The sequence below is a fragment of the Gordonia hirsuta DSM 44140 = NBRC 16056 genome, assembly GCF_000333015.1.
GTDB classification, from domain to species: Bacteria; Actinomycetota; Actinomycetes; order Mycobacteriales; family Mycobacteriaceae; genus Gordonia; species Gordonia hirsuta.
In genome coordinates, this window is the sequence record NZ_BANT01000031.1 from 1 (window position 1) to 18,546 (window position 18,546).

Genomic DNA, 18,546 nt, shown 5'->3' on the forward strand with positions numbered 1-18,546 from the left:
CGCCGCAGGTGCCGGCAGCGCCGGCGCACCGGCAGCGCCGGGCGCACCGGTCGACGAACCGCCGGCCAAATTCATCCGCCCCTCGCAACGTCGGGCGCAGGAGGCTGCCGAGGCGGCCGCGGCGGCCGACCAGCCCGAGGCACCGTCTTCTGCGCAGCGCGAGGCTCCCGGGCAGTCTGAGACTCCTGCGCAGCGCGAGGCTCCCGTGCAGACTGAGGCTCCCGCGCAGCCTGCGGCTGCGACTGTGCCCGCCGCGCCCGCGCCGCCGGTGCCCGTTGAGCCTGGGTCGGCTGAACCCGTCGCCCCGGCGCCGAAGTCGGGTGCATCGTCGGCAGATGCTCCGGTCGCGGCAGCCGAGCCTGTCGCCGCACAGCCTGCACCGGCTGTCGTGGACCGGACACCTTCGCGCCCGGAACCGGCGTCGGCCCCGCCGCAGTCGCGCACCGAACAGCGGGGGCCCGTCGACGACATCCCTCCGCCGGAGGAGCCCTACTACCCCGGGGACCCCTACTACGACGCGCCCCCGGAGCCGGCTACTCGCACCGTGCCACCGTCTCCGAGTCCGGTGCCCCCCGAGCGGTCACCCGCCTCGGATGTTCCCGCGGCCGCCGCCGCACCCCCGGCAGCAGCCGCACCCCCGGCACCGGGGCCACCCCGGCCTCCGAGTCACGTGACTCCGGAGCGGTCACCCGCCTCGGAGGTCCCGCACCAGCAGGCGCCGCGACCGGAGTCTGCACCGGCACCCGCGCCCGCACCGGAACACGCACCCGTATCGGAGCCAGCACCGGCAGCTGAGCCGACTCCGGCAGCCGAGGCGCGGCCGGAGCTGACGGTTGCCGCGGTCTCCGCCCGGTGGGCGGATATCCGCACCGCTGTCCGCAAGCATCCGCAGGGCGGTCCGGCGGTGGAGCCGATGCTCTCCTCGGCCGGTGTGCAGGCGGTCGGTGACGGGGTCATCGTGCTGGGGCACCCGATCGAACCGTTGATCGGGCGGCTGTCGGAGAGCGGCCGCCGCGAGATGCTGAACCAGATCATCGCCGACTTCTTCGGCCCGGGCTGGCAGGTACAGGTGGTGCACGCCCCGCCGGGCTCGGCGACGCCGGCGGCACAGAACCGTCCACCGGCCGCGCCCGCGCGGCCCCGCCGCCAGGAGTTCACCCGGCCGAGCCGCGCCAACCAGCTGGCTGAACGTCGGCCGTCGTTCGACGACGGTCCGCCGCCGCCGGAGGCGCCGCCCGAACCCGAGGAGCCGTGGCCGGCCGAGCCGATTCCGGACGAAGAACTGACCGATGCCGAGCGCGACGAGATGGTCGCCTCGGCCCGCGACGGCGTCGCCGACAAACGGCTCGATCCCGACCAGGTGGCGCTGGAACTGCTCAAATCCGAACTGGGGGCCCGCCCCTTCGAAGAGGACGCCCCCTTCTAGCCCGGATCGCTGCCGGGCCCGACCGGCGCCCGGGGTACCCCGGGCGGGTCAGCAGCGACGGGTTACGGATTCCACCAGGGGCGCAGCGGGGTGTTCGGCTGTGAATCCTTGTCGTGCTTCACAGCCAGGACGTGGTGCAGCTCGACGATGTCCAGGTCGAAGCCGATACGGCAGCCGGCCATGTACAGGCCCCATTGCCGGGCCGTGTTCTCGCCGACCTCGGCCACAGCCGCATCCCAGTTCTCGACCAGGTTCGCATTCCAGTCGCGTAGCGTCATGGCGTAGTGCTCGCGCAGGTTCTCCTCGTGCAGCACCTCCAGTCCGCCGACGTCCTGGATCTTGGAGATGATGGTGCCCACGCCGGTCAGCTCCCCGTCGGGGAACACGTACCGGTCGATGAACGGCCCGGCTTTGCCGCGTGACTGGTTGTCCGGACGGGTGATGCAGTGGTTCAGCAGCAGCCCGCCGGGACGCAGCTTGTCGCGCATGAAGCCGAAGTACGACGGGTAGTTCGCGATGCCGATGTGTTCGGTCAGGCCGATGGAGCTGACCGCATCGAAGTCGCCCTCGACGACGTCGCGGTAGTCGCTGTGGCGGACTTCGCCGAACTCGCCGAGGCCCTCGTCGGCGATCGCCTCTTGCGCCCACTCCGCCTGTTCCTTGGACAGGGTCACGCCCAGCGCGTGCACGCCGCGACGCGCCGCATAGCGGACCATGCCGCCCCAGCCGCAGCCGATGTCCAGGAGCCGATCACCGGGCTTGAGCGCCAGCTTCTCGAAGATCAGCCGGTACTTGTTCTCCTGCGCTTGCTCGGCCGTCGCGTTCCGATCGGGGTAGATGGCGCAGGTGTAGGTCATGGCCGGGCCGAGTACCAGTTCGTAGAAGTCGTTGGAGACGTCGTAGTGATAGCCGATCGCCTCGGCGTCACGCCCCCGGCTGTGGCGCAGACCTTCGGCGAATCGGCGCCAGCGGGGGAGGGCTTCCTGCGGCGGCGGGGAGATGGGTTTGAAGTGCTCGAGCCCTAGAGACTTGGCCACCCCGGCCAGGACCAGCGGACTGGGTTTGGTGAACTGCAGGTCACCGGCCAGGGCCTGCAGGGCGCCGTACGGGTCGCCGGGATGACCGCCGACCAGTTCGAGGTCGCCGGAGACATAGGCGCGCGTCAGCCCCAGATCACCGGGTGCGGTCACCAGATAGGTGGTCCCACGTGGCGTCTTCAGATTCAGTCCGAACTCGGCATCCGCCGGCCCTGCGGAGGAGCCGTCGTAGGCCGTGAACCGGATCTGCAGCTCTTTGCCCAGGAGGGTCTGGAAGATCTCGGCCAGGTTCATGCGCGTTTCACCGTCTTCTCGTAGAGGCTCAGCAGACGACCCCGCGGATCGTACTTCTCCTTCAGCGCCCGGTAGGCCTGCGAGCCGTACAGCTGATCGAATTCGTCCTCTGGATAGAACGATTCAGAGTATAGGGATTTGTGGCCGCCGAGTTCGCTCACCTTGAGCTCGATCCGGCGGTTGGCGTGGCCGGGTTTTCCGGGGGTCACCGGGACCCCCGACCAGAAGCCGACATTGGTGTACGCCCGGCCGGGTTCGAGGGGATACAGCGGCCACGGCTGTTGCGGGTCGGCGCCGGCCACCGCCGGTTCGCGCAGTCTCAGCGGGCACAGCCAGATCGGTTCGATCGGGATCTCGTCGAGGAACCAGTTCACGAAGTCCGCGGTGCGTTCGATCGGCACCTCGATGTCTTGCACGACGCGTTCGCTGGGCGGCTGGCCCTTGCGGGCGTTGAGCTTGTCGCCGATGTTCCATCGGTGGTCGTAGCCGATGAGCTTCCAGTAGAAGCTCGACCGCAGGTACTTCTTCGGCCAGAAACGGCGGATCGTCGGATTCTGGGCACCGAAGGCGCGCGAGCACCAGAACCAGTCGGTGTCCCAGCGCCACAGGTAGTCGCGGATGGTCAGCCGGTCGCGCTTGGGCTCGTCGACGTCGTCGTGCTGGATCGACCGGTAGAAGATCTGGTCGCCGGTGTAGTCGCTGACCGGTCCGGCCTCGTCGGTCTGCCGGCCCAGCACCAGATAGCACTCGTCGCGGGTGAAGACGACTCCATCGAGGTAGTCCACGCGTTCACCGCGGTACTCGCCGGAGTCGACGATCGCGATCATCTGCGCCTGCAGATCCTCGATGGAGCCGAACCGCACATGCCGCAGTTCGACGAACGCCGGCACCTTCTCCAGTTCGATCTCCAGGCGCACCGAGTAGCCCAGGGTGCCGTAGGAGTTGGGGAAGCCGAAGAACAGGTCGGCGTACTCGTTGTCGGGCCGCGCGACGACCAGATCGCCGGTGGCGGTGAGGATCTCGATCTCGCGGACGGCCTCGTGCGGCAGCCCGTTGCGGAACGACGTCGATTCGATGCCCAGACCCGTCACCGCCCCGCCCAGGGTGATCGTCTTGAGCTGCGGCACCACGGTGGGCGCCAGCCCGTACGTCAGGGTCGCGTCGACCAGGTCTTCGTAGGTGCACATCCCGGCGACCTGTGCGGTCCGCGCCTGCGGGTCCACCGAGATGACGCGGTGCAGACCGGACACGTCCAGGCCGGGGGCGGGGTTCTTCGCGCGCTTGCGGAACAGATTCGAGGTCTTCTTCGCCAGCCGGATGCCCGCGCCGTCGGGGATCTTCCGGTAGCTCGCCAGGAGGCGGTCCACTCCCTGATCGAACGCTGAGGTGCCGTATTCCAGGCGTGCAGAAGCCACGGGTCCACGGTACCGGCAGCCGCCGGTACCGTGGAGTAGGCCCGGATCGACGGGCCGTTTCCGCGTCGCCGGGCCTCCCGGTCGATCGCCTGCACCGAATCAAGGAGTACTTACCGTGGGTCAGGTTTCTGCCACCTCCACCATCGACATCGCCGCCGAACCGTCGGCGGTGCTCGCCGCACTGTCCGACTATCGGGAGGTGCGCCCGGCGATCCTGCCGGAGAACTACCGCGACTACCGCGTGCAGGAGGGCGGCACCGGCGCCGGCACGGTGGTGCACTGGATCCTGCAGGCCACGGAGAAGCGCTCACGCGATGTCCTGGCCGACGTCACGGTGACGACGGACTCGGTCACCGAGACCGACCGGAACTCGTCGATGGTCACCGTCTACCGGGTCACCGCGGCCGGCGCCGGCAGCCGGGTGGAGACCACGACCCGTTGGCAGGGTGCCGGGGGCATCGGCGGCTTCTTCGAGAAGACGTTCGCACCCAAGGGACTGGCCCGGATCCAGACCGCGCTGCTGGGCAATCTCAAGACGCGCCTGGAACGCTGAGCCGCCGGCCTCGGCGCCGCACCAAACCGCTGCCCCCGCGCGACGGCGTCGATGCGACGCGGGTGGTGCTGCGCCCCGAGCTCTTCGGGCCCGGGATCGTCCCGACGGTGGAGCAGGCGCTGCTGGCCGCGCCGGTCCTGACCGGCCTGAGCCGGGAGCGTCTGCGGGGTCAGCACGGGGCGGGGCAGGTGGTCGACGTCGACGGCCGCCCGGTGGAGCTGGCGGCACCGGTGCGGCAGGCGATGCCGGTCTACCTGTACCGGGATCTGCCCGACGAGTTCGAGGTGCCCTTCGACGTCGAGATCCTGCACGCCGACGAGCGCCTCGTCGTCGTCGACAAACCGCATTTCCTGGCGACCATGCCGCGCGGGCGGCACGTCACCCAGACGGCCCTGGTGCGGCTGCGGCGGACGTTCGGTGATCAACTGGCTCCCGCACATCGGCTCGACCGGCTGACCGCCGGGGTGCTGCTGTTCACTCGGCGGCCGCAGGACCGGGCCGCGTATCAGTCGCTTTTCGCCGACCGGCTGGCCCGCAAGGAGTACCGGGCGCTGGCCGCGGCACCGCCGACGAGTGCGGCGCTGGCGGCCGGTGAACCGGTGCGGGTGCAGAACCGCATCGAAAAGACCGCCGGCGATCTGCGGGCCCGGGTGGTCGACGGGCCCGCCAATGCGATCAGCGATATCACCCTGGCGGACCTGCGCCCGGACGGATTGGCACACTACCACCTGGTCCCGCATACCGGCCGCACCCACCAGCTGCGCCTGCACATGGCCGGATTCGGTGTCCCGATCACCGGGGACCCGCTCTACCCGCAGGTCGACCCCGTGCTGGCCGCGGCACCCGACCGCGGGGACTTCGCCGAACCGCTGCGGCTGATCGCCGCCCGACTGGAGTTCGACGACCCTCTCACCGGTGCGCGGCGACGCTTCGACTCACCGCGCACGTTCGGACCGTGAACCGCTAGCCTCGCGGGCATGACGATCATCGGCTCCTACGAACACCATCCGGATCTGGGCCTGGAGGCCGTCGTCTTCCTCGACCCGGAGTCGGAGGCCTGCGTGCAGTTGCAGCGGGACCTGCCCGGGGGACCGCGCGCCGACCAGCACGCCCTCAGCACCGGCGCCAGTGCACCAGTGGTCGGCGGCGTGCTGCAGTGGCGCCGGCTGCCGGCCGTCGACGGCGGCGCCGAACGGTTCGAATTCGCGCTGAACCGGCGGGCCACGGCACTGTTCGCCGATGAGGTGATCTCCTTCGAGGTGGTCGCCGTCGACGGCCAGAGCGTCGACGAGCTCGCCGCGCATATCGAGCGATTGCTGAGCTGATCGCCGGGCGGCCGGTCCGCTGCGGCCGGTGGCTACCCTGGGCGCTGTGAGCGAACCTTTCAATCCCGCATCCTGCGACTGTGACGACGACGGCTTCGGCGGTGACCCGCTGGCCGGGGCCGCCGACCCCCTCGCCGGGCTGGGCGCCCCGCTCCGGGACCAGGCGAAGGCGCAGCAGCTGGAGCGACGGCTGCTCGCCGTCCAGAAGGAGATCACCGCCGCGGAGCTGACCGGCACCGCCGGCGACGGACTGGTGCAGGTGACCGGAAACGGGGTTGGCGAGGTCAGCGCGGTGGTCATCTCCCCCGATATCGACCGCGACGATCTGACCGGGTTGCAGGAACTCATCGTGGCGGCCCTGGCGGATCTGGCCCGCGCGCGCCAGACGCTGGTCGAGCGCACCATGAATCCGATCGCCGCGGGCATCGAACGAGTCGAGTCCGGGCTCTCGGGCGCCGAGGAGGTGCCGCGCACCAGCGACGGGCTGATCGATATGAGCTGACCGCGCGGCGCTGCGAACGGTGGGGCCTGCCGGCAGCGGCTACCCTGGTCGGTGTGACTGATGCATTCGATCCCAGTGCGCTCTTCGGCGGCGGCGACGAGAACCCGATGGCCGGTCTGCTGGCACAGGCCCAGGAGATGCAGACCCGGCTGCTGGCCGCACAGCAGGAGATCGCGGCCACCACGGTGACCGGGACCGCCGGTAACGGGCTGGTGCAGGTGACCGGCAACGGGACCGGGGACGTCACCGCGGTGACGATCTCACCGGAGGTGGTCGATCCGGCCGATGTGGAGACGCTGCAGGACCTGCTGGTCGGCGCCCTGGCCGATCTGGCCGCCCGACGCGATGCCCTGACCTCGGAGAAGATGGGTCCGCTGGCCGGCGGTATGCCGGGCGTGGGCTGACCGGTGGCGAGGGGATCCCGTGGCGATTGAGAGGGCCTGATGTACGAGGGGCCGATCCAGGTGTTGATCGACCAGCTGGCGAAGCTGCCCGGGCTGGGGCCCAAAGGGGCGCAGCGCATCGCCTTCTCGCTGCTGGCCGGGGACAAACAGGAGATAGACCGGCTGACCGCCGCCCTGGGCGAGGTCCGCGATAACGTCAATTTCTGTGCCGAGTGCGGCAACGTCGCCGCCAAGCGGCTCTGCCGGATCTGCAGCGATGCCCGCCGCGATGCGACCAAGATCTGCGTCGTGGAAGAACCCAAAGACATCTACGCGATCGAGCGGACCAAGGAGTTCGACGGTCGCTACCACGTCCTCGGCGGGGCGCTGGATCCGCTGTCGGGGATCGGCCCGGATCAGCTGCGCATCCGCGAACTGCTGCAGCGGCTGGCCAACCAGCCCGACGGGGTCGACGTCACCGAGATCATCATCGCCACCGACCCGAACACCGAGGGCGAGGCGACAGCGACCTACCTGTTGCGCATGCTCAAGGACTTCCCGGGACTGTCGATGACGCGGCTGGCCTCGGGGCTGCCGATGGGCAGTGACCTGGAGTTCGCCGACGAGCTCACCCTGGGCCGAGCGCTGTCGGGCCGGCGCATCCTGGCCTGACCCGGATCATCGCTGGGCGGAGTAGCGTGAGTCTGGTGTCGAACGGCAGTCCCGGGTCCGCCCCGCCGCTGGTGGCTGCTGCCCACCGGCTGGCCGAGTCCGGCGAACTGCGCAGCGGCATCCTGGCGATCGACGGCCCCTCGGGCAGCGGGAAGAGCACCTTCGCCGATGCGCTGGCCGCACGATTGGCCGAATTGGGCCGGCCGCCGCTGCTGATCCGGACCGACGACTACGCCACCTGGGACGATCCGGCCTCCTGGTGGCCGGAACTGGAATCGGATGTGCTCGCGCCCTTCGGTCGCAGCCACGACGTCACCTACCGGCCGCGCACCTGGTATGACGGCGCCGCCCACCCCGGACCCGTGCAGCATCTGCGGTGGGCGCCGCTGATGATCCTGGAGGGCGTCACCGCTGCCCGGCAGGCGATCAGCAGCCGGGTGGCGCGCGCCCTGTGGATCGACGGACCCGATGCGCCGCAGCGGCTCGAGCGTGCGGTCGGCCGGGACGGGGAGGATCAGCGCGAACTGCTGGCGGCGTGGCAGCGTTTCGAAGAGGGCTGGTTCGCTGTGGACCGCACCCGCGAGCGGTGCCAGATCGTGCGGTACTGAGGGCCGGCAGACGCCTCGGGTGCACTGCGGCCAGCGGTCCCGCGATCGGCACCTGCGCGCGATCCGGCGATTTCCGTACTCTGGGAGTGTTGTCCGACTTTCGACGAGAGGCTCCCGATATGACGGTGTTTCGCAGGTTCGACGGCCTCCTGGCGGCGCTGCTACTGGGAATCGCGGTACTGGCCGGGTGCAGTACGCCGGCCGAACAGGATCCGGCCGCCGCGCTCGGCCCCGACACCACGGTCATCGATGTGCGCACCCCGGCCGAGTTCGCGCAGGGACATCTCACCGGTGCGATGAACATCGATCTGCAGTCGGCGGCGTTCGACCAGGAGATCGGCAGGCTCGACCGGTCCGGCAGCTACCTGGTCTACTGCCGGTCGGGGAACCGGTCGGCGTATGCGGCCCAGGTGATGTCGTCGATGGGCTTCACCGATGTGCGCGATGCCGGTTCGCTCGGCGATGCGGGCACGCTGACGGGGCTGGCGATCGTCGCCGAGTGAGGTAACGGCCCCAGATCAGCGGGCGGCGGCCAGCCGCTCGCGGCGCAGCTGCTCGACTTCGGGCAGTTCCAGCGGGGCGAGCGGGCTGCCGGTGGCCTGAGTCAGCAGGTAGTCGGCCAGCTCGGGGTTGCGGGCCAGTAGCGGACCGTGCATGTACGTGCCGATCACGCTGCCCTGGACGATGCCCTCCACGGGGGTCCCGGTGCCGTTGCCGATGCCGTGGCGCACCGTGCCCAGGGGGGCGGCGTCGCGGCCCAGCGTGGTGGCCCCGCGATGATTCTCGAAACCGGTCAGCGGTGCGGTCAGGCCGTCGAGCAGGGGAGCGGTCACCAGCTCCCCGATGGCACGTTCGGCCATCGGCGAGGTGGTGCAGTCGAGCAGCCCGACTCCGGCGACCTTCTCGCCGGCAGCGGTCAGATACCAGTGGCCGAGCACCTGAATCGCCGCACAGATGGCCAGCACCGGCCGACCGGCGGCCGCGGCCCGCTGCAGGCCCGGGTGGGCGCTCAGATGCCGGGTGGCCAGCCGCTGGGCGAAGTCTTCGGCGCCGCCGAGGGTGTACACGTCCAGGGAGTCGGGGAGCTGGCCGTCGAGGGTGAGCTCGACGATCTCGGCATCCAGGCCGCGCATCCGCGCCCGCTGCCGCAGCACCAGGGCGTTGCCGCCATCGCCGTAGGTGCCCATCACATCGGGCAGGACCAGGCCGATCCGCAGGGTCGATTCACTCATCGGGCACCTCCGGCCGGAGCGTCGGACTGGGAGGGCAGGGCTCCGGCCCTCTCCATCGCGATCCCCAGGTCACGGAAGGCGGTGTAGTTCGCCAGCACCTCCACCCGGCCCGGTGGACAGGAGGCGATCGCCTCCAGTGGATCGGTGATCAGGGTGTGCTCGGCGCCGGCGTACAGCAGACGCACCCCCAGATCGGCGGCGCGTTCCCCGGAGGCGATCACCTGCATGGTGTCGAAGGCCTCGAACTGCACATCCCACAGCCAGGACAGATCTTCGCCGTCGGGGACCTGACCGTTGACCGCGATCACCAGGGAGTCGGCGCCGGTGTCGATCATCGACAGCGCCTCCTGCCAGCCGGCCGGATTCTTGGCCAGCAGCGTGCGGATCCGGTGCGGTCCGAGCTGATAGTTGCCGTACCGGCCGGCGACCTCACCGACGGTGCCCACAGCGGCCGCCGCAGCCGCGGGATCGACCCCCATCGCCACCGCGGCGGCGACCGCCTGGGTGGCGTTGGCGCGGTTGGCCCGGCCCGGCACCGACAGTCGCATCGGGGCCTGGAAACCGTTGGGGCCGTAGACGTTCTCGTCGTCGTACCACCACTGCGGGGTCGGCCGCCGGAAGGCGGGGTCGCCGGTGGAATACCAGTCCTGACCGTTGCGGACGATGGGTTCGCCGGTGCGCGGACAACTGCCGGAGTCGCCGACCCAGCCGGTCCCAGCAGCCACCCAGATCACGTCCGGGGCGTCGAAGGCGGCCGAGGTGACCAGCACGTCGTCGCAGTTGGCGATCAGCGTGGTCCCCCGGTGGCGGTCGATGCCCTCGCGGAGACGTCGTTCGATCGTGTTGATCTCGCCGACACGGTCGAGCTGATCGCGGGAGAGGTTGAGCAGCACCAGAACCTGAGGATCGGTGGCATCGCTGACGTGCGGGACGTGCAACTCGTCGACCTCCAGCGCCGCGATCGGTGCGGACCGGTCCAGTGACAGGGTGGCGATGATGCCTGCGTCCATATTGGCGCCGTCGGCCTGCGTGGCGACCGGTCCGAGCGTGGCCAGCGCCGCCGCGAGCATGCGGGTGGTGGTCGATTTCCCGTTGGTCCCGGTCACCAGGACCGTCTTGCGGCCCGCGGCCAGCCGGGACATGATCTGCGGATCGATCTTCGCGGCGACCAGGCCGCCGATCATCGAGCCCTTTCCGCGTCCGGCAGTACGCGAAGCCCAGCGCGCGGAAGCGGCGGCCGCCAGAGCGGTCCGGGTGCGAAGTGGCAAGCGCATACCCGAGAGTCTGTCACAGCAGCAGTGGCGGGCATCGGGGCCGGTGATACCGTCGGAACCTGTGAGCCGTGCAACATCTGTGAATCTGTCCGTCTTCGACCGGGCGCAGCGGGGGCTGTTCCAGGTCTTGGGAATCGTGCCCGCACCACTGCTGGGACTGGCGGCCCGGGTCACCCGGGTCAACAGCGACGGGGAGCACCTGGCCCCGGAGATGGCGCTGGTCGCGGCAGCGACGGCGAAGGTGCCCGGGATGGGACTGACCGGGCAGGGCCCGACGCGGGACCGGAAGAACCTCGACGTGGTCGGTGCGGCGATGGCCCAGAGCTTCGCGCCGTTCGCCGTGGAGGAGGACCTGATCATCGACGGTCCGTCCGGGCCGATCGGTGCCACCCGGTACCGGATCCACGAGGGCACCCCGCGCGGGCTGATCCTGTTCATCCACGGCGGCGGCTATGTGGTCGGCAGTCGGGCCAGCCACGATTCGGCGGCCCGCGCGCTGGCCGTGGCTTCGGGGGCCGATGTGCTGTCCATCGATTACCGACTCGCCCCGGAAGACAAGTTCCCCGCTGCCGTCGACGATTCACTGGCCGCCTGGCACTTCGCGGTCGACAAGGCACCGGACTGGGGGATCGACCCGAACAAGATCGTCGTGGCCGGCGATTCGGCCGGCGGCTGCCTCTCGGCGGTCATCGCCCAGCAGACCCGCGGGGAGAAGGTGGTTCCGGCGCTGCAGCTGCTGATCTATCCGGTGACCGATATGGGTGGCAGCACCCCCTCGCGGAAGGAATTCGCCTCCGGCTACTTCCTGACCGGTGCCGATATCGACTACTTCACCGACCACTACCTGACCGATCCGCAGGTCGAGACGGCCGATCCGCGGGTCTCGCCCCTGCGTGCCGACGACCTGTCGGGGCTGCCGCCGGCCTATGTGGTGGTGGCCGGGTTCGATCCGCTGCGCGATGAGGGCATCGCCTATGCCGAGGCCATGCGTGCCGCGGGGGTGCCGGTGACCCTCGAACGGGCCGGTGCTCTGCTGCACGGGTTCATCAACATGGCGCTGATCTCCCCGGATGCGCGCGAGTACGTCGCCCGGATGGGCGCGGCGGTGATCGACGCGCTGGACTGAACGCGACGGCCGGGGTCGGCGCAGGCGATCGGTAACGATTTGCTCACGATTCGTCTTTCCGGTGTCAACGTTTTGGCACCGCAGACCCGGCCGACCATGGTGGTGGAGAGATACGGAACCGAAGAGAATCCCTGACGAGAGTATGACGACGACACCCGATAGCGACGATACGAACCATCCTTCGCCCGGCAAGGCGGAGGACTCCACGACGACGGCCGAAGGCACCGGCCCGCCCGGCGACCCCGCGGACGGTGCGCCGGTGGCGCAGGAGCGGCAGACCGGCCCGCTGGCCGAGATCGCCGCCGACGCCCGATCCCACCACCAGCCCACCCGGACGTTGCGGGCGCGCCCCGGACTCGACGCCGTGCCGTTGGACGACCACATCGAAGACATGGACTCCGATGAGGACATCGCGCGCAAACTGCGGAGTCAGGGTGTGCAACTCGGGGCCTGGAATCTGGCGCCCCGGGTGTTCTGGCCGGCACTGCTCCTGGTGGTGGCGGTCGTGGTGGCCGCCTCCGTCTGGCCCGACGGCACCGGCGAGGTCTTCGCGAGCATCCAGAGCTGGATCGTGGAGGAGCTGGGCTGGTACTACGTGCTGGCCATCGCGGGTTTCGTCGTCTTCATCATCATCATCGGCACCTCCAAACTCGGCGGCATCACCCTCGGGCGGGACGGGGAGAAACCCGAGTATTCGACGATGTCGTGGTTCTCGATGCTCTTCGCCGCCGGTATGGGCATCGGGCTGGTCTTCTACGGCGTCGCCGAGCCGCTGAGCTATGCCACGGTCTCCGGTAAGCCGGGCTGGGACGGCGACACCGCCCAGATCGCCGGCAAGTCGATGGCGCAGACCTTCGTCCACTGGGGACTGCATCCGTGGGCGATCTACGCCGTCATCGGTCTGGCCCTGGCGTATGCGATCCACCGCCGCGGCCGCCCGGTGTCGATTCGCTGGGCGATCGAGCCGCTGCTGGGAGACCGCGTCAAGGGCTGGGCCGGCGACATCATCGACATCCTGGCGGTGCTGGGCACCATCTTCGGTGTGGCGACCTCGCTGGGCCTGGGTGTGCAGCAGATCGCCGCGGGTATGGACGCGATCGGGTTGGTCGGCGATCCCTCGTCGCGCTGGCTGCTGATCGTGCTCATCGTCGGGATCACCTTCCTGGCCACCATGTCGGTGGTCAGCGGCATCGGCGCCGGCATCAAATGGCTGTCGAACATCAACCTGACGTTGGCCGGCATCTTGATGGTGACGGTGCTGGCGCTGGGCCCGACGCTGTTCATCTTCCGGAACTTCGTCGAATCGCTCGGCTACTACTTCGGCAACGTGCTGCAGATGAGTTTCGACGTGGGCGCCTTCCACGGCGACGTCGGACAGGAGTGGTACCAGTCCTGGACCATCTTCTACTGGGGCTGGTGGATTTCGTGGGCGCCGTTCGTCGGTGTGTTCATCGCGCGCATCTCGCGCGGGCGCACGGTCCGCGAGTTCGTCAGCGGCGTCCTGCTGGCACCCACGCTCGTCGGTTTCGTGTGGTTCTCGGTGCTCGGCGGGGCGGGCCTGTTCCGGCAGTTCTTCGGCAGCCGTGACCTGGTGGCCGAGGACGCCGAGAGCATCGACGCGCCCGCGACACTGTTCCAGGTGCTCGAAGCGCTGCCGCTGGGGCAGTTCTTCTCGGTGGTCGCGATCATCGTGATCGCACTGTTCTTCATCACCTCGTCGGACTCGGGCTCGCTGGTGGTGGACATGCTGGCCTCCGGTGGCCACCCGAATCCGCCGACCTGGTCGCGCGTGCTGTGGTCGCTGGTGGAGGGGGCGGTGGCGATCTCCCTGCTGCTGGCCGGTGGCCTGGCCGCGCTGCAGTCGGCCGCGCTGGCCACGGCGCTGCCGTTCTCCATCGTCCTGGTGATGATGTGTGTGGCGATCGTGCGCGGCCTGCGCTACGAGTACCGCAAACAGGAAGCCGATCTGGCCCGCAACCGGCTGGACCGGGCCGCCGGGTACATCACCAGCGAGGTGCTGGAGGTGCTGCCGGAGGATCCACGCCTGCGCAATTACCTCGACGACCGGATCGACTACCGCCTCAGCCGCACCAAACCGGCGACGTGGCTACGTCCGCAACGACCGCAACGGCGGGATCGACGACGCCGCTGACCTGTCCTGCCCCGGCCGAACCCGGGTCATCGGCGAGGCCGGGGGATCTGGGAGGCCGGGGGATCTGGGATCTGCCGGTTGCAGAGGCAGCTGAGTTATCCGAAGACCGAATCGATCAGCATGTCCATGACGTAGTCCGCGCCCATATCGGGGTCTTGTGTCCACTGCGACAGGTACGGAGTCAGGCGCTCGCCGAGATCCGGCCGCAGTCGGGTGATGCCGATCTCGCCGGGAAGATTGCGAACCCGGTGCTCGACGGGGTCCTGCCCCGCTGGCGCAGCGGGACGACGCAGGGCCGCCGCCGCGGATATCGCGGTGACGGCCCTGTCGGTGATCGTTGGATTACGGTGCCCAGGTGCGGGCGCCCTCGGCGGCTTCCTCCAACTGCTGCTCACCGGCGACCCGGTGGGCGCGGTTGACCGCCGAGACCACGGCCCGCAGGCTCGCGGTGGTGATCGACGAGGCGATACCCACGCCCCAGACGGTCTCCCCGTTGATCTCGGTCTCCACGTAGCAGGCAGCGCTGGCGTCACCGCCGGCGCTCAGGGCGTGCTCGCTGTAGTCAAGGATCCGCACGTCGTAGCCGACGGTGCCCAGCGCGTCGACGAACGCCGCCAGCGGACCGTTGCCGGTGCCGCTGATCTCCCGCTCGACGCCGTCGACCAGAACCACCGCGGTGATCGAGTCGCTGCCCTCATCGGTTTCGGCGGCGTCGACCTTCTGGCGGATGCGCTCCAGAGGAGTGATCGGCTCCAGGTACTCCTGGGCGAAGACGTCCCACATCTCCTTCGGGTTCACCTCGCCGCCCTCGCCGTCGGTGATCTTCTGGATCTCGCGGCTGAACTCGATCTGCAGCCGGCGCGGCAGATCCATACCGTGATCGGCCTTCATGATGTAGGCGACCCCGCCCTTGCCGGACTGGCTGTTCACCCGGATCACGGCCTCGTAGTTGCGGCCGACGTCCTTCGGGTCGATCGGCAGATACGGCACAGCCCAGACGAGGTCGTCGACATCCTTGTCCTGGGCGTCGGCGTCGTACTTCATCTGGTCCAGGCCCTTGTTGATGGCGTCCTGGTGGCTGCCGGAGAAGGCGGTGAAGACCAGGTCGCCGCCGTAGGGGTGGCGTTCGGGCACGTTCAGCTGGTTGCAGTATTCGACGGTGCGGCGGATCTCGTCGATATCGGCGAAGTTGATCTGCGGATCGATCCCGCGGGAGAACAGGTTCATGCCCAGGGTCACCAGGCAGACGTTGCCGGTGCGCTCGCCGTTGCCGAACAGGCAGCCCTCGATGCGGTCGGCCCCGGCCAGGTATCCCAGCTCGGCGGCGGCCACACCCTCCCCGCGGTCGTTGTGCGGGTGCAGGCTCAGGATGATCGAGTCGCGGCGCTCCAGGTTGCGGCTCATCCACTCGATGGAGTCGGCGTAGACGTTCGGGGTGGTCATCTCCACCGTGGCCGGCAGGTTGATAATCAGCGGATTGTCCGGGGTCGGCGCGATCACCGCGGAGACCGCGTCGCAGACGTCCTTGGCGTAGCTCAGCTCGGTGCCGGTGTAGCTCTCCGGGGAGTACTCGTAGCGCCAGTTGGTGTCCGGGTACTTCTTGGCGATCTCCAAGCACAGCTGCGCCGCATCGGTGGCGATCTTCTTGACCTGCTCCTTATCGGCGCGGAAGACCACGCGGCGCTGCAGCACCGAGGTGGAGTTGTAGAAGTGCACGATCACGTTCGGTGCGCCGTTGCAGGCCTCATAGGTGCGTTCGATCAGTTCCGGGCGCGCCTGCGTCAGCACCTGAATGGTGACGTCCTCGGGGATGGCACCCTCGTCGATGATCTCGCGGACGAAGTCGAAATCGGTCTGGCTGGCCGAAGGGAAACCGACCTCGATCTCCTTGTAGCCCATGCGGACCAGCAGATCGAACATGCGGCGCTTGCGGGCCGGGCTCATCGGGTCGATCAGCGCCTGGTTGCCGTCGCGCAGGTCCACGGCGCACCACAGGGGCGCACGGGTGGCCACCTTGTCCGGCCAGGTGCGGTCGGGCAGCGAGATCTGCTCGACCTCCTCGGCGAAGGGACGGTAGCGGTGGGCCGGCATCGCCGAATTGCGCTGGAGGTTGTAGGCCGGCTGGTCTGCGGGGATCGGACCGTTCGGGGTCACGATGCGGCTGGGGCCGGATGCGAAAGTGTCTGCTGCTGCCATGACTGGTCAAGCTCCTGGAAAGAGATAAGGAAGGGGTTTGACCGGCGCGTCACAAGGCCCGCGACGGAGGGCCGGTCGGTTCAGACCCCGCCGCGGCAACCGAGGAGGAGGATGCGCTGCACACGTGCATCGTACGACAGGCGGCAGAGCGGGGCCAAACCGCTCGGGCGGTCACTGCCTCAGTCGAACGGGGTGTCCCAGCGGCCGGCGAAGGCGATCTGGTCCAGCGGCAGCCGTTCGCGCGGCCAGGCGTCGCGTTCCCGGATCGCTTCGGTCAGCGTCGAGGGGTCCTCGGCGAGCTTGCCGACGGCGAGGATCACCATCGAGCGGTAGCCCGGCGGAACCCCGAAGACCTCGTCGACGGCGGTCCGGTTGAAGCCGGCCATCGGGTGCCCGTTGAATCCCAGGGCCTGGGTCTGCAGCAGCATCTGGCCCAGCGCGAGTCCGGCGTCCATGGCGCCGTACTCGTGCTTGGCTGCGTCGTCGGGGTCGTCGGTGGTGGCCAGCGCGATGAATGCGGCGGCGGCCGGTGCCCAGCCGGCATTGCCGCGGTTCAACGTGGCGGTCAGCGCCTCGAAGGTGGGATCGCCGCGGCGGCCGACGAGAAACCGGACCGGCTGGATGCGGCCCCACGTCGGCGCCCAGCGCCCGGCTTCGAGGATCGCGGTGAGCTCGTCGTCGTCGATGGTGGCCGAGACGTCGTAGCCGCGAGCGCTCCAGCGTCCGGCGATCAGCGGGTGCACGGCAACGGTGGTGGTGGTCTGGGGCATGCCCTCAGGGTAGGGGAGCAGGCGCTCAGACGCGGTCCCGCATGACGTAGGCCACCACAGCGCTGAGCAGGATCAGTGCCACGCCGCCGACCGCGGCGGCCGCGTGCATCCCGGTGACGAAGGCCTCCCGGGCCGCTAGGGCCAGCTGTTCGCCGGCCGGGCCCAGATCGCCGGCCCGGTCGAGGGTCTCGCCGAGGGAGTCGGCGAAGCGGCCGTCGCCGCGGGACCGGAAGACCGCGGTGGCCAGCGAACCCAGCAGGGCCAGACCCATCGCGGTGCCCAGCTCGAAACTGGTTTCGGAGATGCCCGAGGCGGCGCCGGAGTGTTCCGGCGGCACCGATCCGATGACGACGTCGGTCACCAGCGCGAACTGAATGCCGTAGCCGATACCGGTGACCGCGGTCAGCACCAGGAAGATCCACAGGTCGCTGGTCACGTCCAGGCTGAGGATGCCCAGATTGCCCGCGGCGGCCAGCAGCAGCGAGTAGGCCAGGGCCCGGCGGACCCCGATCCGCGCGGCGATCCGGGAGGCGCCGATGGAGAAGGCCGCGATCGTCACCGCCATCGGCAGCCCGGCCAGCGCCGCGGACAGGACGTCGTACCGCTGGACCGACTGCAGGAAGACATTGGTCAGGTACGCCATCCCGCCCTGGGCCATCATGCCGACCAGCGCTATCGCGATGCAGGCGCTGAAGGTGGCGCTGGCGAACAAGCGCAGATTCACCAGCGGGGCGCGGGCACGGCGCTGCTGCATCAGGAACGCCGCCAGCAGCACCGCGCCGAATCCGGCCAGCAGTGTGCTGCGGACCGAGATTCCCTCTGCGGCAGCGTCTTTGACCGCGTAGACCAGCGGTAGCAGGCCCAGCAGTGACAGTGCCACGCCGAGCAGGTCGAACGGGTGGGCGGCCCGGACCCGGAATTCGGGCAGCACGAACGGCGCCGCGACGAACAACAACGCCAGCACCGGGACGTTGATCAGGAACACCACACCCCACCAGAAGTGATGGAGCAGGAGCCCGCCGATCACCGGGCCCAGGGCCGCACCGCCGGCGAATCCGGCCGTCCAGATCCCGATGGCACGGGCGCGTTCGGCATCGCGGGGGAACATGTTCGCGATCAGCGACAGACTGGCCGGCATCAAAGTGGCGCCGCCGACACCCATCAGTGCCCGCGCGGCGATCAGCAAGCCCGCCGAGGGTGCGAAGGCCGCGGTGACCGAGGCCAGGCCGAATACGCCGGCACCGGTGAGCAGGATCGCGCGCCGGCCGATCCGGTCGCCGAGGTTGCCCATCGTGATCAGCAGGCCCGCGATGAGGAAGCCGTAGACGTCCAAGATCCACAGTTCCTGGGTCGCCGACGGGTGCAGCGCCCGCGCGATCGTCGGCATCGCCAGGTACAGGACCGAGAAGTCCATCGACACCAGAATCACCGGCAGTGTCAGGACCACCAGTCCCAGCCAGGTGCGGCGGGAGGCCGGTGGCGGCACGGTCGGATGGGTCACCGCAAAGATCGTACGCAGTTGCTCGACTTCGGCCGAGAGCCGCAGGACCGGTACAGTTGCCACGACAGCTACAGCGAGTA

18 protein-coding genes are annotated in these 18,546 nt (G+C 69.5%); 11 read left to right on the top strand and 7 right to left on the bottom strand.

Features of this window, described 5'->3' with window-relative positions; translation table 11 throughout:
* Positions 1 to 913 precede the first annotated feature (913 nt).
* Positions 914 to 1,426: a hypothetical protein gene (locus GOHSU_RS16340; protein ID WP_155821196.1), complete on the top strand. Its 513-nt coding sequence runs from the start codon at positions 914 to 916 to the stop codon at positions 1,424 to 1,426.
* 62 nt (positions 1,427 to 1,488) lie between these two features.
* On the opposite strand, the gene GOHSU_RS11595 is transcribed toward GOHSU_RS16340, so the two are convergent.
* Together GOHSU_RS11595 and GOHSU_RS11600 are read right to left on the bottom strand one after the other, a co-directional pair.
* Entirely contained in the window at positions 1,489 to 2,757 is a 1,269-nt protein-coding gene (locus GOHSU_RS11595; RefSeq protein ID WP_005941708.1) for a class I SAM-dependent methyltransferase, read from the bottom strand.
* On the bottom strand, positions 2,754 to 4,172 hold the full coding sequence (locus GOHSU_RS11600; RefSeq protein WP_005941711.1) for an FAD-binding oxidoreductase: 1,419 nt from the start codon (positions 4,170 to 4,172) through the stop codon (positions 2,754 to 2,756). Before GOHSU_RS11600 ends, GOHSU_RS11595 begins: the two co-directional genes overlap by 4 nt.
* 115 nt (positions 4,173 to 4,287) lie before the next feature.
* Between GOHSU_RS11600 and GOHSU_RS11605 the strand changes: the two genes are divergently transcribed.
* From GOHSU_RS11605 to GOHSU_RS11640, 8 genes are all read left to right on the top strand, one after another.
* Positions 4,288 to 4,725, top strand: coding sequence for an SRPBCC family protein (locus GOHSU_RS11605; protein WP_005941713.1), 438 nt, complete (start codon positions 4,288 to 4,290; stop codon positions 4,723 to 4,725).
* A gap of 62 nt (positions 4,726 to 4,787) precedes the next feature.
* A complete protein-coding gene (locus GOHSU_RS11610) occupies positions 4,788 to 5,684 on the top strand; it encodes a pseudouridine synthase (protein WP_005941715.1) in 897 nt (298 codons plus the stop codon).
* A gap of 18 nt (positions 5,685 to 5,702) precedes the next feature.
* Positions 5,703 to 6,050: a hypothetical protein gene (locus GOHSU_RS11615; RefSeq protein WP_005941718.1), complete on the top strand. Its 348-nt coding sequence runs from the start codon at positions 5,703 to 5,705 to the stop codon at positions 6,048 to 6,050.
* A 46-nt stretch (positions 6,051 to 6,096) separates the two neighbouring features.
* On the top strand, positions 6,097 to 6,552 hold the full coding sequence (locus GOHSU_RS11620) for a YbaB/EbfC family nucleoid-associated protein (RefSeq protein WP_024332574.1): 456 nt from the start codon (positions 6,097 to 6,099) through the stop codon (positions 6,550 to 6,552).
* Positions 6,553 to 6,605: 53 nt separating this feature from the next.
* Positions 6,606 to 6,956: a YbaB/EbfC family nucleoid-associated protein gene (locus GOHSU_RS11625; protein WP_005941740.1), complete on the top strand. Its 351-nt coding sequence runs from the start codon at positions 6,606 to 6,608 to the stop codon at positions 6,954 to 6,956.
* A gap of 39 nt (positions 6,957 to 6,995) precedes the next feature.
* Positions 6,996 to 7,607, top strand: coding sequence for a recombination mediator RecR (gene recR, locus GOHSU_RS11630; RefSeq protein ID WP_005941743.1), 612 nt, complete (start codon positions 6,996 to 6,998; stop codon positions 7,605 to 7,607).
* A gap of 26 nt (positions 7,608 to 7,633) precedes the next feature.
* On the top strand, positions 7,634 to 8,215 hold the full coding sequence (locus GOHSU_RS11635; protein ID WP_005941746.1) for a nucleoside/nucleotide kinase family protein: 582 nt from the start codon (positions 7,634 to 7,636) through the stop codon (positions 8,213 to 8,215).
* A 119-nt stretch (positions 8,216 to 8,334) separates the two neighbouring features.
* Positions 8,335 to 8,718: a rhodanese-like domain-containing protein gene (locus GOHSU_RS11640; protein ID WP_024332575.1), complete on the top strand. Its 384-nt coding sequence runs from the start codon at positions 8,335 to 8,337 to the stop codon at positions 8,716 to 8,718.
* A 15-nt stretch (positions 8,719 to 8,733) separates the two neighbouring features.
* Here the strand turns inward: GOHSU_RS11640 and GOHSU_RS11645 are convergent, their stop codons facing one another.
* Positions 8,734 to 9,447 (bottom strand): type 1 glutamine amidotransferase, encoded by a 714-nt coding sequence (locus tag GOHSU_RS11645; protein ID WP_005941753.1) that lies wholly within the window; start codon positions 9,445 to 9,447, stop codon positions 8,734 to 8,736.
* Positions 9,444 to 10,721: a Mur ligase family protein gene (locus GOHSU_RS11650; RefSeq protein ID WP_174293543.1), complete on the bottom strand. Its 1,278-nt coding sequence runs from the start codon at positions 10,719 to 10,721 to the stop codon at positions 9,444 to 9,446. The genes GOHSU_RS11645 and GOHSU_RS11650 overlap by 4 nt, the downstream gene beginning before the upstream one ends.
* Before the next feature lie 61 nt (positions 10,722 to 10,782).
* Between GOHSU_RS11650 and GOHSU_RS11655 the strand changes: the two genes are divergently transcribed.
* Positions 10,783 to 11,847 (top strand): alpha/beta hydrolase, encoded by a 1,065-nt coding sequence (locus GOHSU_RS11655; RefSeq protein WP_024332577.1) that lies wholly within the window; start codon positions 10,783 to 10,785, stop codon positions 11,845 to 11,847.
* 142 nt (positions 11,848 to 11,989) lie between these two features.
* Positions 11,990 to 13,999, top strand: coding sequence for a BCCT family transporter (locus GOHSU_RS11660; protein WP_005941760.1), 2,010 nt, complete (start codon positions 11,990 to 11,992; stop codon positions 13,997 to 13,999).
* 342 nt (positions 14,000 to 14,341) lie between these two features.
* On the opposite strand, the gene leuA is transcribed toward GOHSU_RS11660, so the two are convergent.
* From leuA to GOHSU_RS11680, 3 genes are all read right to left on the bottom strand, one after another.
* Positions 14,342 to 16,195, bottom strand: coding sequence for a 2-isopropylmalate synthase (leuA, locus tag GOHSU_RS11670; RefSeq protein WP_005941766.1), 1,854 nt, complete (start codon positions 16,193 to 16,195; stop codon positions 14,342 to 14,344).
* A gap of 179 nt (positions 16,196 to 16,374) precedes the next feature.
* Entirely contained in the window at positions 16,375 to 16,965 is a 591-nt protein-coding gene (locus GOHSU_RS11675) for a nitroreductase family protein (protein ID WP_005941769.1), read from the bottom strand.
* 25 nt (positions 16,966 to 16,990) lie between these two features.
* Entirely contained in the window at positions 16,991 to 18,466 is a 1,476-nt protein-coding gene (locus GOHSU_RS11680; protein WP_024332579.1) for an MFS transporter, read from the bottom strand.
* Positions 18,467 to 18,546 lie beyond the last annotated feature (80 nt).

What these genes read in the sequence shown, in the direction of transcription:
- GOHSU_RS16340 (WP_155821196.1), top strand. Translation starts at nt 914, where the DNA reads ATGCTCTCCTCGGCCGGTGTGCAGGCGGTCGGTGACGGGGTCATCGTG.
- GOHSU_RS11595 (WP_005941708.1), bottom strand. Translation starts at nt 2,757, where the DNA reads ATGAACCTGGCCGAGATCTTCCAGACCCTCCTGGGCAAAGAGCTGCAG.
- GOHSU_RS11615 (WP_005941718.1), top strand. Translation starts at nt 5,703, where the DNA reads ATGACGATCATCGGCTCCTACGAACACCATCCGGATCTGGGCCTGGAG.
- recR (WP_005941743.1), top strand. Translation starts at nt 6,996, where the DNA reads ATGTACGAGGGGCCGATCCAGGTGTTGATCGACCAGCTGGCGAAGCTG.
- GOHSU_RS11640 (WP_024332575.1), top strand. Translation starts at nt 8,335, where the DNA reads ATGACGGTGTTTCGCAGGTTCGACGGCCTCCTGGCGGCGCTGCTACTG.
- GOHSU_RS11645 (WP_005941753.1), bottom strand. Translation starts at nt 9,447, where the DNA reads ATGAGTGAATCGACCCTGCGGATCGGCCTGGTCCTGCCCGATGTGATG.
- GOHSU_RS11650 (WP_174293543.1), bottom strand. Translation starts at nt 10,721, where the DNA reads ATGCGCTTGCCACTTCGCACCCGGACCGCTCTGGCGGCCGCCGCTTCC.
- GOHSU_RS11660 (WP_005941760.1), top strand. Translation starts at nt 11,990, where the DNA reads ATGACGACGACACCCGATAGCGACGATACGAACCATCCTTCGCCCGGC.
- leuA (WP_005941766.1), bottom strand. Translation starts at nt 16,195, where the DNA reads ATGGCAGCAGCAGACACTTTCGCATCCGGCCCCAGCCGCATCGTGACC.
- GOHSU_RS11675 (WP_005941769.1), bottom strand. Translation starts at nt 16,965, where the DNA reads ATGCCCCAGACCACCACCACCGTTGCCGTGCACCCGCTGATCGCCGGA.